The 14,539-nt window shown below is 71.8% G+C and carries 7 protein-coding genes; 5 read left to right on the top strand and 2 right to left on the bottom strand.

Translation table 11 applies throughout. The annotated features are described in order from the left end of the window. Window positions 1–5: 5 nt before the first annotated feature. Window positions 6–209: a hypothetical protein gene (locus tag ACFRMN_RS27600; RefSeq protein WP_383024054.1), complete on the bottom strand. Its 204-nt coding sequence runs from the start codon at window positions 207–209 to the stop codon at window positions 6–8. Between the two features lie 308 nt (window positions 210–517). Between ACFRMN_RS27600 and ACFRMN_RS27595 the strand changes: the two genes are divergently transcribed. Then, a complete protein-coding gene (locus ACFRMN_RS27595) occupies window positions 518–2,569 on the top strand; it encodes an N-6 DNA methylase (protein WP_383024052.1) in 2,052 nt (683 codons plus the stop codon). A gap of 64 nt (window positions 2,570–2,633) precedes the next feature. Here the strand turns inward: ACFRMN_RS27595 and ACFRMN_RS27590 are convergent, their stop codons facing one another. Further along, the gene (locus ACFRMN_RS27590; RefSeq protein WP_383024049.1) at window positions 2,634–4,145 is read right to left on the bottom strand and encodes a serine/threonine-protein kinase; all 1,512 of its coding nucleotides are present in this window, start codon (window positions 4,143–4,145) and stop codon (window positions 2,634–2,636) included. Between the two features lie 179 nt (window positions 4,146–4,324). On the opposite strand from ACFRMN_RS27590, the gene ACFRMN_RS27585 reads away from it, so the two are divergent. The 4 genes from ACFRMN_RS27585 to ACFRMN_RS27570 all read left to right on the top strand — a co-directional run bounded on the left by ACFRMN_RS27585 (window position 4,325) and on the right by ACFRMN_RS27570 (window position 14,118). Continuing rightward, on the top strand, window positions 4,325–6,094 hold the full coding sequence (locus ACFRMN_RS27585; protein ID WP_383024046.1) for a PD-(D/E)XK nuclease family protein: 1,770 nt from the start codon (window positions 4,325–4,327) through the stop codon (window positions 6,092–6,094). After that, entirely contained in the window at window positions 6,091–7,281 is a 1,191-nt protein-coding gene (locus ACFRMN_RS27580) for a hypothetical protein (protein ID WP_383024044.1), read from the top strand. The genes ACFRMN_RS27585 and ACFRMN_RS27580 overlap by 4 nt, the downstream gene beginning before the upstream one ends. Then, window positions 7,274–10,981, top strand: coding sequence for a hypothetical protein (locus ACFRMN_RS27575; protein ID WP_383024041.1), 3,708 nt, complete (start codon window positions 7,274–7,276; stop codon window positions 10,979–10,981). Before ACFRMN_RS27580 ends, ACFRMN_RS27575 begins: the two co-directional genes overlap by 8 nt. Window positions 10,982–11,058: 77 nt before the next feature. Further along, entirely contained in the window at window positions 11,059–14,118 is a 3,060-nt protein-coding gene (locus tag ACFRMN_RS27570; protein WP_383024038.1) for a pPIWI_RE module domain-containing protein, read from the top strand. The last annotated feature ends 421 nt before the right edge of the window (window positions 14,119–14,539 follow it).

The following is a 14,539-nucleotide window of genomic DNA, read 5'->3' as shown; positions in this document are numbered from 1 at the left end:
CCCAGTCAAGGTGGCGAGCAGTTGGCCTTCACCGCGCCGTCGATCCGTTCCATGGCGATGAACAGCGTGTCGCCCTCGTGCCGCCCGGTCTTGTGCACCGCCGGTACGCCCGGGCGCCCGATGCCAGCGATGACCTGTGACCGATCAGCCTCGTCCGCATGCGCCGGCGCGCGGTGTGTCGTCCCGCTCCCCGGTGACGCGGTGTTCACCGCGCGAAGCTCTCACGCCCGCCACGGGCCCTGGGGAGGGCGAACGGCCGCCGAGGGTCCCCCGGGCTGAAGGCGCGGGGCGCGCGCGACCCGCCGGCGGTGCCGGGTAGCAACGGTCGCAGCGCGTCGTACACCTCCGCCGCCGAAGCCATGCTGCCTCGGCCGAGTGCGCGGGGCGGGACCTGTGAACAAAGTCAACATGCGTTAGCCTGGCCCCGGGAGCGGGAAAGGTGCGAGGGGGTTGCCTGCTCAAGCGCTCTCGCAAGCCGACACTCCGGTTCCGCTCGGCCGACGCCTCTGGAGAAGTGATGACCTCGCCCCCCGCCGTACCGGTGACCCTGGCAGAGATTGCCCGGCTCGCGGGGGTGGGACGGGCCGCCGTGAGCAACTGGCGCCGCCGCCACGACACTTTTCCACCGCGGATCGGCGGCACCGATGTGAGCCCGCACTTCTCCCTGACAGACATCGAGAAATGGCTCAGGGAGAACAGGAAGCTGGGGAAGGTCACGAGCCGCGAATGGCTCTGGCCCCGGTTCGAGGCACTGGGCGACCGTGACGAGACCGGGCTCGCCATCGCCGCCGCGGGACGGCTGCTCGCCCGGGGGGAGAGCGGCGGCGGGCCCGACGACGCCGGATCGGGCCCGGTGCGGGCCGCGGTGGAGCTGGGGCGGCGTGAGGGTTCGTCCGACATCCTCATGTTTCTGCTGCGCCGCTGGCTGGACACGCACGTACGCCAGATCACCACCACCCCCGAGCCGCTTGCCGACCTCATGGCCGATCTCGCCCTGCGGGTGCGCGAGTCCGCCGCCGGCGAACAGCGCGAGGACCCCGTCACGGTGCTCGACCCCGCCTGCGGTGCGGGCCATCTGCTCGCCGCCGCCGCGACGGCCGTCCCCGCCGCGCTGAACCGGCCCGCCGCGCTTCTCGGCTGCGACCGCGATCCGGTGCTCACCGCTCTCACCGACGTGCGGCTCGCACTGCTGCCGCGCCCCGGGGCGCCGGCGCCCGCGCCCGTGGTCGCGCCGGGGGATTCCCTCCGCGCGGATCCCCTCATCGGTACACAGGCGGACATGGTGCTCTGCAACCCGCCCTCCAACGAACGGGACTGGGGGTACGAGGACCTTGCCACGGACGCCCGGTGGGCGCACGGCATGCCGCCCCGCACCGAACCCGAGCTCGCCTGGGTGCAGCACTGCCTCGCCCGGCTCCGCCCCGGAGGCAGCGCCGTCCTGCTGCTGCCGCCGACCGTGGCCGCGCGCAAGGCCGGCCGGAGAATCCGCGGATCGCTGCTGCGCACGGGTGCCCTGCGGGCCGTGGTGGCGCTCCCGCCCGGATCCGCCGCACCGCACAGTGTCTCGCTGCACCTGTGGGTGCTGCGGCGGCCTGTCGCGGGGGAGAGCCCGCCGGGTCCTGGAGAGCTCCTGCTTGTCGACGCCGCCGCGCGGTTTCCTCGGTCCGCGGCCCGGGAGAACGGCCCCGAGTGGGGCGAACTCGGTGCTTTCGTCCGGTCCGTCGTCACCGGCGCGATCGGCGGGGGGACAGTCGGCGGGGCAAGGGGCGGGCTGGCGGCCGAGGACCCCGACACGACCGCGTGGGCCACGGTCATCCCCGTCGTCGACCTCCTCGACGACGAGGTGGACCTCACCCCCGGCCGCCACATCACGTCGGCCTCGGGACACGCCGGACCCCGGCTCGCCGACTCCTGGAACGAGGTCGGCGAACTGCTCGACGGTCTCCGGACCGAAAGCGCCGGCCTGGCCGCCCTCGATCTCAGCAGTGGCACGGCGGATCAACCGAACGCCACCGTCGGCGAACTCGCCCGGGCCGGGGCACTCACCCTCCGCTCGGGCCGCCATCCGGCCGAAGCGGCCACACTGGAGCCCCGGCACGCGAGGATCCCGCTGCTGACCCTCTCCGATCTACTGCTGGACGGATCCCCCCGCGGATGGGCGCACCCGGACGACGCCGTCGTCGTGGAATCCGGGGACGTGGTGGTCGTCGGTGTCTCCAGGGAGTTCTCGGCCTGGGTCCACGAAGGCCCGCCGATGGCGGTGGGCCCACAGATCCACGCCATCCGGGTCGACCCGGAGGTACTTGACCGCTGGTTCCTGGCTGGTTCGCTCACGGCGTCGGCCAACGCCCGCCACGCCGGTACCCATGCGTCGAGTTCCTCCCGGATCGATATGCGCCGACTCCAGGTGCGCCGACTCGCCCTGCCGGAGCAGCAGCGGTACAGCGACGCGTTTCGGCACCTGGCCGCCTTCGAGCGGCTGGCCGAACGGCTGGGGACCGTCGCCAAGGAGCTGGGACGGGACCTCGGCGACGAACTCGCGGCGGGACGCCTCGTGTACGGGAAGTAGACCAGGCGCATGGAAGGCGGACACGTGTCGGACAGCGCCGGGTGCTCCGGCGGGCCCGGTGACGTCACCCCCGCCCGGGCGTCGCACCGGAATCCGGTCCACCGTCCCGTGCGGCGAGCAGTTCCGAGACGCGGTCGGCCGCCTCGCGGCGCTCCGTCTCCACCTGCATGGCGTACGGCTCGGGCAGCGTCGCCGCCATGTAACCGGCCTCGGTGACCACGTTGATCGCCGCCCCGGTGTCGCCGTCGGACTCCAGCCGGCACCGGGCGGCACGCAGTCCGAACACCGCCCGGTCGGCCCGCTCCCGGGGGTTGTTCCCGCGCACCAGGTCGTCCGCGATGTTGTCGTAGAGCCGCGCGGCGGCACCGAAGTCTCCCGCGAGCCAGAGCCCTCCGGCGGTCAGCTCCCAGACCTGCCGGACCAGCGGGCGTCGTCCCCACTCCTCGCGAACGCGGGACACGAGCCCGGCGAGTTCGCTCACCGCGCCCCCGGGCTCACCCTCCTCCAGCTCCCGCTGGGCCGCCGAGCAGAGCAGATCGATCGCGTCCGGGTCCAGCCATCCCCCGTCCTCGTCGTCCCCGCTCCCCCCGGCCGACTCCTGCTCGGGTGACCGGCCCGCGGCCGTGTTCTCGTCGGGCACCCGGAAGGGGCGCGTGGTGTCGTGGGGGTGCCACGGCCGGGGCTCGGGGTCGCCGGGCCGGGGGGTGAACTCACTCAAGACATCGAGGATCTCCCGCATGGCCGGGCGCTTCTCCGGTTCCTTGGCGAGCCCCCGGAGCGCGAGCTCGTCCAAGGCGTCGTCGATCCCCGCCGCGAGGTCGCTCGGTCGCAGCGGCGCCGTACGCAGATGCTGGCGCTCCACCGATCCGTCCCGGTCATTGGCGACGAACGGGGGTCTTCCGGTGAGGAGTTCGTAGAGCACGCAGCAGAACGAATAGACATCCGTGGCCGCGGTGGCCTCCTCTCCCTGGATCTGTTCCGGTGCCCGATAGCCCGGTGTGCCGAGGGTGGAACCCGGCTGGGTGAGGGTGGACTCGATTCCGAGCTGCTTGCCGATGCCGAAATCGATCAGGAACGCCACACCCCGCTCGGAGATCATCAGGTTGTCCGGCTTCAGGTCTCGGTGCACCACGCCGAGCGCATGGGCATGGACGAAGGCGGCGGCGATCTGCGCGGCGGCGGATACGGCGACGGTGGGCGTCAGTGGTGTGTACCGCTGCAGGAAGGTGCGCAGGTTGATCCCCACCACGTGGTACATGACCAGGTAGGGGACCCCGCCGCGCGTTCCGAAGTCGTACTGCTCGGGGATGTTGGGGTGTTTCAGGAAAGCGAGGAGGCCCGCCTCGCGAATGAACCTGAGGCGCCGATGTCCGAGTTCTTCCTCCTGCTCCCGGGTGTCGAGCTGACGGAGGTCCTCGGTGTCCAGGCGCAGAAACTTCACGGCGACCTGTCGGCTGGTCTTTCGGTCATGGGCCCGCCAGATCTGAGCCATCCCTCCCTTGCCGATCGGATCGACCAGTTCGTAGCGGCCGTCGATCAACTCCCCCGCCCGCACGTCCTCCCAGCCCGCTTCCACCCTCTGCGCCCCTCCGTAGTCGACCCGAGTGCCCTGCCTGAAGGCGCAGCGTACCGTGTATCGAACGTGAATGATGTCACGCAACGACTTAGTTCACAGCATGTGTCATGCTGTTTGGGTGCTTCGGTGGTCCGGCTCTTCGGTTCACCCCGTCCGTGCCGCCCTGATCAGGGGGAAACATGGAAAATCCACTCGGAACCATCGGCGAGAGCTGGCTGGTCAAGGTCAGTTCCACCCATGCCCGTTCCGATTCCGACGTCTGCCCGTCCCATCTGCGCACCGCGGTCCGGCCGCTGCTCAGCGCGCAGCTCCCGGACACCCCCGGCACGCCGCCCGCATCCCCCACGGGTGAACAGCCCACACTCCTGGAGGACTTCGGCGCCGGCCCCCTCTTCGCCGCGCTGGACCTATGGGAGCACAGGCACCGACACCCCCGGCGCGTAGTCGAGGAATTGCGCCAGACTCGTGGCGCATTCCGTGGGCGCAAGGCGCCCGCGCACCCCTCCCTCATAGCGTGGACCATTCATGCGTTCGAGCGGTATGTCGCCGCCCGCACCCGGGAACAGCAGGCGGCGCTGGCCGCCGGACTACCCCCCACCGCCCCCGTACAACTGGACTGGACCGTGCGCACCGCGCTGCGGGAGCACCCCGACGACAGGGGCGCGCGGCAGTACGAGCACAAGACCTGGGGCCGTCAGTACGCCTCGGCCGACGGCACGGTAAGGGATCTGTGGATCCCGTCCTTCGGCCGCGCGAAGACCGACCGCCCGGCGGCGGAGAAGGCCGCGATCGCCCATGTCGTCGCACAGGGCCTGCCCGCCCGGCGGCGCGCCCGCCTCACCCACCCGCCCGCGACCTCCCTGGTGAACCCCACGCCGCCGGAGCGGGTGCGGGTCTTCGACTTCGGCTGCGCGGACGGCAGCGTCGCCCCGCTGCTCGACTGGGGGCCGGACACCGTGCGCGATCTGTTCAGGCGTGACGCCGCGCCCGCCTTCATCGCCGCCGCCACCGGCACCGGCGTACGCCCCGGGGCCGGCTGTGTCGGCTGCAAGGTCATCGGCCACTGCGCCCAACCGCCGCGCACTCCGGAACTGTGGGGGCCGCTCCGTGCCCCCGTACCGCCCCGCGCCGCGCGTCGCTCCATCTCAGCCTGGGACCTGCGACTCCACGGCGACTGCCCCGCCCAGTACCACCTCGTGCGCCACCTGCGTCTCAACGACCTCACCCCCGAGAACTCCGGAGCACGCCGTGGGCGCGTGGTGGACGCCGTGCTGAACGCGCGGCACGCACAGCGTCTCCCGCGCAGCTGCCGGGAACTCCCCCCAGCGCACGAGAGCATGCTGCCCCCCGCGCATCCGCTGGAGGAACCGCTGGCCCGAAGCGCCCTGCGGATGCTGGACGAACACCGCGCGCTCTGTCCGCTGGACGGACTGGCCCCGGGGGAGAAGGTGCTGACACAGCATCGGGTCACCGCGTACGTCCCCGAGCTGGACGTCGTCGTCCTCGCCGTGCCGGACCTGCTCCACACCCGTCGGGGCCGGTGGATCTGGCGGGAGACCAAGACCTCCGCCGCACCCCTGTGGGAAGGCCGCCCGCTGCTGAGCTCCTATCCGCAACTGGCCCTGGCGGTTCTGCTGTTCGACAAGGGGGCCCTGGGCGACGGGCCGCGCCGTGGCCGTGTCGAGCTGGAGCACCTGCGGGAGGGCACGGGGGAGAGTCGCCTCGAAGCCATCGACCCCAGCCGCCCCGCCACGGTGGCCGAGGCCCGTGAGGTGATCGCGGATCTCGCCGAGCCCCTGCTCCGGGACACCTCGTACGAACCCCGCACAGGCCGCCACTGCCACACCTGCCAGGTGCGCACCTGGTGCGAGCCCGGCACCGCGCACACCGCGGACCCTCCGCCGGGCGACATCCGCGATGTCACGCCGGGACCGGAGGACGCCGCGTGAGCGGCTATGCCGGGACGATTCCGGACTGGCTGGAGAACCCGGACGTGGTCCTCCTCCGTGACGTCGCCACGGCCGTCGTGCGGTTGGACGAGGTCGTCCAATTGGACTCCTTCACCCTTCCCTATCCCCCCGAAGCGCAGCGCGCCCTGGACGGGCTGGTCCTCGCCTGCCTGCGTGGCGGGGCGCGGCCCCCCGCGGGGGTACCGGAGATGATCCACTGGTGCCGGACCCGCCCCTTGAGGCGCTGGCCCCTCGACGCTCTGCCTCTGGGCCTCTTCAACAAGAACAACCGGCTCATCGACCCTGACTCCGGGAAACCGACGCAGCTCTGCGGCGAGCTGGAGGTCAAAGGGGTCGGGAACAGCACCGGCCGCCAGTACGTCCGACTGGTGATCCACGAGGCCATGAGCGCCTGCCGCGCGGCGAACTCGCCCCAGTCGTACACGGCCTTCCGCCGGCTGCTGGTCACCCGGCCCGTCCTGACCGAGGCGGAGTGGCCGGGCATCAGCACGGACCTCTACCTCGACCCGGTTCAGTTCCTCATCGACGAGATCTACGCACCCGTCCCGGCGGGCCACGGCAGGGACGGTGCCGCTGTCGCCTGCGCACGCTGTCTCACCCTGCTCACCCCCCTGGTCGGGGACGGCTGGTGGTGTGAACGCGACCGCTGCCGGCATCTGGGTCCCCCACCCCTCGGCCGACGGCTGCCCGCCGACGAGGTGGGGGAACTCCGGCAGCTCCGGCACCCGCTCCGGCAGTTCGTCACCGGTCCCGGACACGCCGAGGTGGAGCTGGAGGGGAAACTGCGCGGTCTCGGTCTCGCCGTCGAGATGTGGCCCGGCTTCGACGCGTACGACCTGAGGGTCGCCTTTCCCGACGGTCACATCTGGGCGATCGACGTGAAGGACTGGACCCACCCCGGGTTTCTGGGCCGGGACGCCACCGTCGTACGGCCCGAGCCGCCGTACGACGAGGCGTGCTGGGCCGTGCCGCACTTCCGGGTCCGCGAGCGAGGCGACTACCTGGAGACCTTCGCCCGGGAACGCCCCGCGCACGCTGCCGGGCTGCGCCTGCTCAGCGACGAGCAGGTGGTCGAGGCCGCCCGGAAGCGCCTGCGCGGCGAGCGCGGCCCGGGTGCGCGCATCGCACCGGAGACCCCCATGGGGAAGGGAGCCGATCATGCGTGACCGCAGCGGCTGGTACCAGCGGCTGGCCAAGGACCTGAAACCCTGGCCCGCGGAGTACCGCGGCATCAAACCCGCCCTGCTGTGCCAGGTCGAACTGGGCCTGCGGCTGCTGGAGACGCTGGGGCCCGGGCGGGCGGCGGACGGGGTCTGGGTCCTCCTCGGCGGCTACCCCTTCGCCTCCGCCGCCGGACTGGTGAGATCGCCCGACGACCAGCTCGCCCTGACGGCGGCCCGCCATCTCCTGTGGCCCATGCGGCGGCGACGCCTGTGGCAACAGAGCCTGGAGAGCTATCGGCAACTCCCCGAAGAGCTGCGCGGATACCGTGTCCCGGCCGATGGCGGACCCGCGCGCCGGGTCGCGCATCCGGTGGCCGCTCACCGCTTCGAGGTCTACGACAACGCGCTCGGACGGGTCCCGGACTTCGCGACGAAACCACTTCCGTACGCCGGGGAGGGAACCCACCGCTTCAAGGAGCGGCGCCGGTACTCCTCCGTCACCGTTCCTCCGGAATTCGTGCTCGATCCCGCGCCGGGACACGACCTCGCGTCCCCCCGCCCCGGCCCCGGCGGCCTCGTCGAGATCCCCCTCGCCGAACTGGACGACACCGCGGAGTGGATGGACGCGGAGGAACAACGCCTCGGGAGGCCGCCCAGCCAGTGGCGTGAGCGGCTGTCCCGCCTCGAACTCGATGTCCGCACGGCGGACGGAACGGACTTCGAGCGGGCGAGGACCCTCACCCTGGACGGGCTGACGCACCTCGTGGGCATGGTCGGAGCCGGGAAGTCGACCCTCATGACCCTTCTCGCGGTCTGGGCGCACCGGCGGAGTCTGCGCACCACCCTGGTGGTCGGCGACGTCGCCGAGCAGCTCAGTCTTACCCAGCAACTCCAGGGGCTGGGGCTGCGGGCAGCACTCGTCCAGGGAAGCACCACCCGGCCCAAGCACACCCAGCGCCTGCACCGGCGGCTCGCCGCGCGCGGGGAACGCTCGCTGCTCGACCACACCGATCGGACCTTCGCCCACCTGAGCACGGCCTGTCCGCTCGACGCGCTGCGGGCTCTGGAGACCGTCGAACCGCTCCGCTTCGCCGACGCGCCCTGTGGCGCGCTGCATCCGGTGGAGCGGGGTGCCGACGAGACGGACCAGGAGGAGGACGCACGGTCGCACTCCGCGCGCGTCACCCGGGAGCTCCGGAGCGCCCGGGGCGCGCGTCCGGACGGCGGTGCCGGTGGCTCCGCCGTCCCTGAGTCCGGCGACACCGAGGAGATGGAGACCCTCGGGAACCCGCATGCCTGCCCGCTGTGGAGCGCCTGCCCCCGGCACTCCTCCTCCCGTGATCTCGTGGACGCGCTCATCTGGGTCGCCAACCCCGCGAGCCTGGTCCAGACGGCTGTACCGCGCCAGCTCAACGCCGAGCGCCTGCGCTATCTGGAACTCGCCTGTCTGCGCAGCGACATCGTCGTCGTGGACGAGGCCGACCGCGTCCAGACGCAACTCGACCAGATGTTCGCGCCCACGGCCACTCTGGTCACCACCGGCCCGGAATCCTGGCTCGACCGGCTCCAGACCCACGAGATCGCCGAACTCTCCAGACAGGGACGACTGCAACTCTCGGACCAGGACGTCGAACGCTGGTCGTCCGCCCTCGATGTCGTTGGCTCCGCCGCGGATCGGCTCTACGCCATGCTCCTCGGCGTCCCGACACTGCGGAAATGGGCACAGATCGACTACTTCAGCCCCTGGACCCTTCAGGAACGCCTGCTCAACGCCTGGTACCCGCCGCCGCGCCGGGCCGCCGCCGACGACGACACGGCGGACGAGACCGAACTCTACGACGACGAGGAGGCCCTGGACCGTCTGCCCGAGACGCCCCCCGCCTCGGAGGACACCCCCTGGGCCGCTCGACGGGACCGGCTCACCAAGGTCTTCGACGTCTTCCGCGACGACCCCCTCGGTGATCGCGGGCCGTACGGCACCCCCGCCGACGATCTGGCGAGGTTGGCTCACGACATCCTGCACACACTCCAGGGGAAGCGGACGCGCGAGCGCGTGCGAGCTCTGCTCGACACTCTGCTCGACGGCGCGCCGAAGCCCCGCGAACGACCGCCGCTTCCCGGCGAGGCACCACAGCACGCATCCGAATTCAGCGAGGAGTGGCTCGAACTCAACGCGGAAAGAATGGAGTTCACTCTGGTGCTCTCGGCCCTGCACCAGCGGCTCGACCGGGTGACCTTTCTGTGGCCTCAGGTCGAGGCCGCCCTGCGGCTCGACCCCGGCGAACACGAGCTGACCAGACGCCCGCCCCTGGACTACGCGCCCCTGCTGCCCGAGTCTCCCATGGGCAATGTCCTCGGCTTCCAGTTCCTGCTCGACGAGCGTGACGGCCAGGAAGGACGGCGCACGGGCACCCTCCGCTTCTTCCGGTGCGCGGGGGTGGGCCGCGAGCTTCTTCTCTCGCTGCCCGGGCTGGGCGCCGATTCCGACCGGGGAACGAACGGCCCGAACGTCCTGCTCATGTCCGGGACGAGCTGGGCGGGAACCTCCACCCGGGCCCATGTGGTCGCGCCCGTCCGGGCCGTGCTCAAACCGCAGCCGGAGGCACTGCGCTCGATCGGCGACACCGTCTTCCGCACCGAGTTCATGTACAACGACGCCGGACAGCCCATCCGCGTCTCCGGGGAGAACCTGGAGAAACGCGAGGACGTCCTGCGCCTGCTCGTGTCGAAGCTGGCGCGATCCAACCGGGACCGTACTCCCAGCCCCCTCCAACGCGAACTGGCACAGATTCCCGACCTGCGCCGCAGACGAGCCCTCCTGCTCGTGGGCAGCTACCGGGAGGCCGCGGTGGTGGCCGCGACGCTCGCGGAGATGTCCGGCTGGCGGGACCGCGTCCGGGTGCTCGCCGCGGACGACGCCGCGCTGGAGGCGTCCCTCGCCTCGGAGACACACTCCGAGGGGCCCGCGACGGCGCCCGTGGTGCGCCGCGGCGACCTGGCCGCTTTCGCGGACGACGTCCATGCCCAGATCCTGGTCGCGCCCCTGCTCGCGGTCGAACGCGGACACAACATCCTCACCGTTCCCCAGCGCCCCGGAGAGGAGCGGGTGGCCGCGTTCGGCACCGTGCTCTTTCTCGTCCGCCCCCACCCCCGCCCGGATGACCTCTTCCTCTCCGTCTTCGCCGTCAACGACTGGGGGACGCGGTTCATCCGCAATCACCCCGGCCTGGCCGAGGGCACCTTCGCCGAACTGGTCGGCGACGGGACGGATCTGGACGGAGCGGGCAGCGCCTTCCGCACAGCCGCGCGCGGGGTGTGGCGCCGCCTGCTCTCCCGCTCCTACATGTACTCCAGGCTGTCCGACGCGGAGAAGGAGTCCTTCGCATGGGATCAGCTGGTCACTCTCTGGCAGGTGATCGGCCGCCTGGTCCGCGGTGGGGTTCCCGCCAGGGTCGTCTTCGTCGACGCCGCGTTCGCCCCCCGGCTCGCCGCGGCGGGCGGCCGCGCGGCCGCGGGGCGCCGCCCGCGCTGGCAGAGCGATCCCGGCCTGCTGGTCCGCCTGCGCGACGTGCTGGCCCCCTACTTCGCCCCGGACCCCGGAGTCTGTGCCGACCCCGCTGACCCGTCCCTGGTCAGGCTGCTCTACCGACCGCTGTACGACGCCCTGTGCGGGATCGAGACCTCGCCGCCCGGAAGGCGCTGACCCGTGCCGTGCCCGGTGGAACCCGTGCCGGACGGCCACCGACCCACCACCACACAGACACTCGATGGAGCATCGCCGTGTACCGAGAGATCCGCCGATCCGCCTACCACCTCGCGGACCCCGCGGCCCCGTGGACCGAGGACTACCGTGCTCTGCGCTTCCCGGAACGCTGGCAGAGCACGCTCCTCACACTCCACAACCACGGCCGTCCAGAGACCGAGTGGCAGCGGGTCCTGCCCACCAGAAGCCTGGACACCGCACTGCAGACACTCGCCCCCGAGGTGATCGTGCGGCCACGGGCTCGCCCTCCCATCGGCGAGGGGCCCATGCCACCCGAGGACTTCTGGATGTACGTGCCCGCGGACGCGCCCGATCCCCTGCCCGGCCGGGCCGGCGGTCAAGTGCTCAACGCCTGGCTCCGCACGCTCGTGCCCCGGCGGTCCGAGCACAACCCGGAGCTGCGTGCCCTCCTCCTGCGGTGCAGCGATGAGCTGACGGACACCCCGTTGAGCTGGGAGAGCGTACCGAGGGTGGACCTCCTCGGCACACACCCCACCGAAGGCGGGACGGCCGCACCGGAGCCCCGGCAGTTCCAGCTGGCCACCGACGCGCTCGCCCGCGGCATCCGCGGCCTTGACCCCTATCCCTTCGAAGGCGGTGAACTGCGCTTCCGGGCACTGCCCCGCGGCCCCCGCGACCAAGGGGCTGAGCTCATGTCACAACCCCTGTGCCGCACCATCAAGCGCAAGGAGTGGTGGTTCTCGATCACCCTCAACATCTCGCTGCACACCGTCCCCTTCGACCCGCGGCCGCGGCTGCATCTGCACTGGGGCGTACGCCGCTGGGCCACCCACACGAGGTCCGACACCGGACGGCTGCCACTGCCGTACGGTCAGTCCACCACGGTCCATCTGCGCCCCAAGATTCCTTGGCTGCCCGGGGTGCCCGCGACCGAACGCGGCGCCCTGGCCCGGCTGCGGCGCGACCGTGCCTCCGACGGCTTCACCTGGGCCGAGAACGATCCGGCCGGCATCCTGCACCAGCTCAGCGTCGTCGGACGGTTCCCGGTTCCCGACCGGCTGCTCGCCGACCCGGCCCACTGGATCGGCGACGGCCCCGGCGTCCGGGCTGCCGTCGTCCACAGCAACCACATGGGCGTGCACGAGGTCGGCCCGGGACTCATGCCCCATCAGAGGTCACAGCTCACCGCCTGGGCGGAGACGGCGCTGCCCGCGCGCGTGGTTCGTCTGCCCGATCTGGTGCGCGGCCGGGGCAAAGGCATCGGCGCACCTGCCAATCGTCGCCCGAAGCCGGTGGGCGAACCGGCGAAGAAGGCGGAGGAAGTGCGCGCCGCACAGGCCCGAAGCCGCGCACTCGCGGTCCTCGCCGACCGCACGGGGCTCACGTTCGAGCCGGCCGCCGGGCAGGCGTACGTGACGGTCCGGCTGCTCTGGCGGACCGCGGAACTGCGCCGTCACGCGGTGCGGGAGTTCGCCAGGACACTGGGCCTCGACGGCGACGGCGGGGCACACGCCCTGCCGGAACAGGTTTTCGATGACGCCCGTCCCGGTCAGCCCGCAGTGCTCGAATGGCGGACCCCGGAGCTCGTGGTGCAGTTGCGCTGCCTGCCGCTCACCGACGGGCTCGGGGACCGGCTCGTCCTCGACCCCGCCGTCAGGCGCAAGGGAGAGCGAGTGGCCCGCGCACTGGCCGTTCGCCGCCGGGAGCTGAGCGGCTGGCTCCGCGCGGACGGCGCCGACCTGAACCGTCCCGGCCTCGCCCTGGTGGAGATCGCTCACCGCAGCACCTTCCGTGAGGCCGACACCGATCCCAAGTTCGCCAATCGCCTGGGGTGTGCCGACGCGGGAGTACTGACCCAATTCGTCGTCACGCCGTCCGTGGAACGGCGGATCGCCAACGCCGATACCGTCCAACACCGCGCCCACCATGCCTGGCTGGACGGCTTCCGCCAGCTCGGTGTCCGCGTCCTGCCCGAACACACCCTGGGCGGTGACCTGCCGGACGGTCTTCAGTACGCCGCTCTCTGGATGGTCAAACGGCGCAAGGACGGTCCCACCCGGCTGCCGAGGCACCTGCCGGTCGCCGTGCTCGTCACTCCGCTCCCCGAAGGCAGCGGGCTCTGCGTCGTCCGCGGATGGGACGATGACACCCGCACCTGGATTCCCTATCCGCATTTCCTGCTCGGGCTGGTGAAGAAGGCCGAGATCGACCCGTCCGTCCCGGACGAGCCCGGCTCCGGCGGTACGGCGGACGACGCGCCGCGCATCACCGCGAAGGCGCGGCGGACCAATCTGTCCGAGCAGCGCAGGGAAACCGCGCGCTTCCTCCAGCGCATGCTGCACTCGCTCCGCAATCACCCGACCGTGCTCATCACCCATGCACAGAACAGCAGGTCGCACTGGCCCTGGCTGCAGGACGGGCAGATCGAACCGGACATGATCAGGATCGGTCATGCTCCGCCGGGAGGCATCGACGACGAGCTCCGCCTCGTTCGGGTGCGCGGGCGGGCCGGCCGCGAGACGGCTCAGTGGTGGGGCTTGGCCGAGCCGGGCAAGGCTCATGGTCAGCCGGCGGGGTTCTGGGCGGTCCGGCCGAGTGGCGGCGGACGCCGCGACCCCGGTGAGCGGGTGTTCCACAGCAGCACGGAGCGCCCCGGAACCTTCGCGATCTCACCGGCACTCGACAGGCTCGCCGCGCGGGTCAACGCCGCGGGAAACCTCACCTCCCAGGCAGGCACCGGAGCCTGGAACCCGACGCTGGTCGAGATCGCCGTACTCGGCTGCCATACGGAGCCGGACGCCGAGCCGCCGTCACCTCCTGTGCCCGACGAACCCGAGGCCATCGCCCTCGCGACGCACCAACTGCGTATGGCCCCCGACTATCCTGTCGCGCTCTCCCTTCCGCTTCCTCTGCACCTCGCCGGACTCGCTCAGGCGTATGTCCTTCCCACCGTCGCGGCAGGCGAGCCGGGAGCGGAGACGACGGACGGGGAGACCGTGCCTGAGCCTTCGGACGAGATGGCCGAGAGCCCTCCGGTCGGCCCGGACCCGGATGCCGCCGACCCACCCGGTCCGGGCGCGGAGCCCGAGGCACCCGACGAGCCTCCTCTCCGCTGATTCCGGCACCGGACTCCCGGTACGGCTGCCGCCCGGGTGGGCGGTCCATGCCCCGCTCGCCCCACCGGAAGCGGGCCGGGAACTCTCCCGGCCCGCCTCTCGCCGGTGCCGCTCAGGCCCCGCCTTCGCCCGGCTCCGGCATCATCGTTTCGGGCCCCGGTGGCCCGGTCCTACTCGAATTCGGAGAACAACGCCGATTCGCGGGCGAGCTCGGCCGCCGGCCGGACCGGCTTCCAGACCCGGCCGTGCCATGCGGCGGAGGCCGTACTGAGCGTCCGACGGGCATCGTGCCGCCGGGAGGAAACCGTCCCCCTGGCGCAGCGCCTCGGTGTGGGCCGACTGACACGGTGTTCGATGTGGCTTCGATTCACGAGCTTCTCCTTTTTCTGGGTTTTCCGCTGCTCAATCACCGGGTTGGATT

Origin of the sequence: Streptomyces sp. NPDC056835 (assembly GCF_042789485.1) — a bacterium.
In the GTDB taxonomy this organism is placed as follows: domain Bacteria; phylum Actinomycetota; class Actinomycetes; order Streptomycetales; family Streptomycetaceae; genus Streptomyces.
This window is presented reverse-complemented; position numbering and strand designations above follow the sequence as displayed.

Coding starts and splice junctions, on each gene's coding strand:
- ACFRMN_RS27595 (WP_383024052.1), top strand. CDS start 518: ATGACCTCGCCCCCCGCCGTACCGGTGACCCTGGCAGAGATTGCCCGG.
- ACFRMN_RS27585 (WP_383024046.1), top strand. CDS start 4,325: ATGGAAAATCCACTCGGAACCATCGGCGAGAGCTGGCTGGTCAAGGTC.
- ACFRMN_RS27575 (WP_383024041.1), top strand. CDS start 7,274: ATGCGTGACCGCAGCGGCTGGTACCAGCGGCTGGCCAAGGACCTGAAA.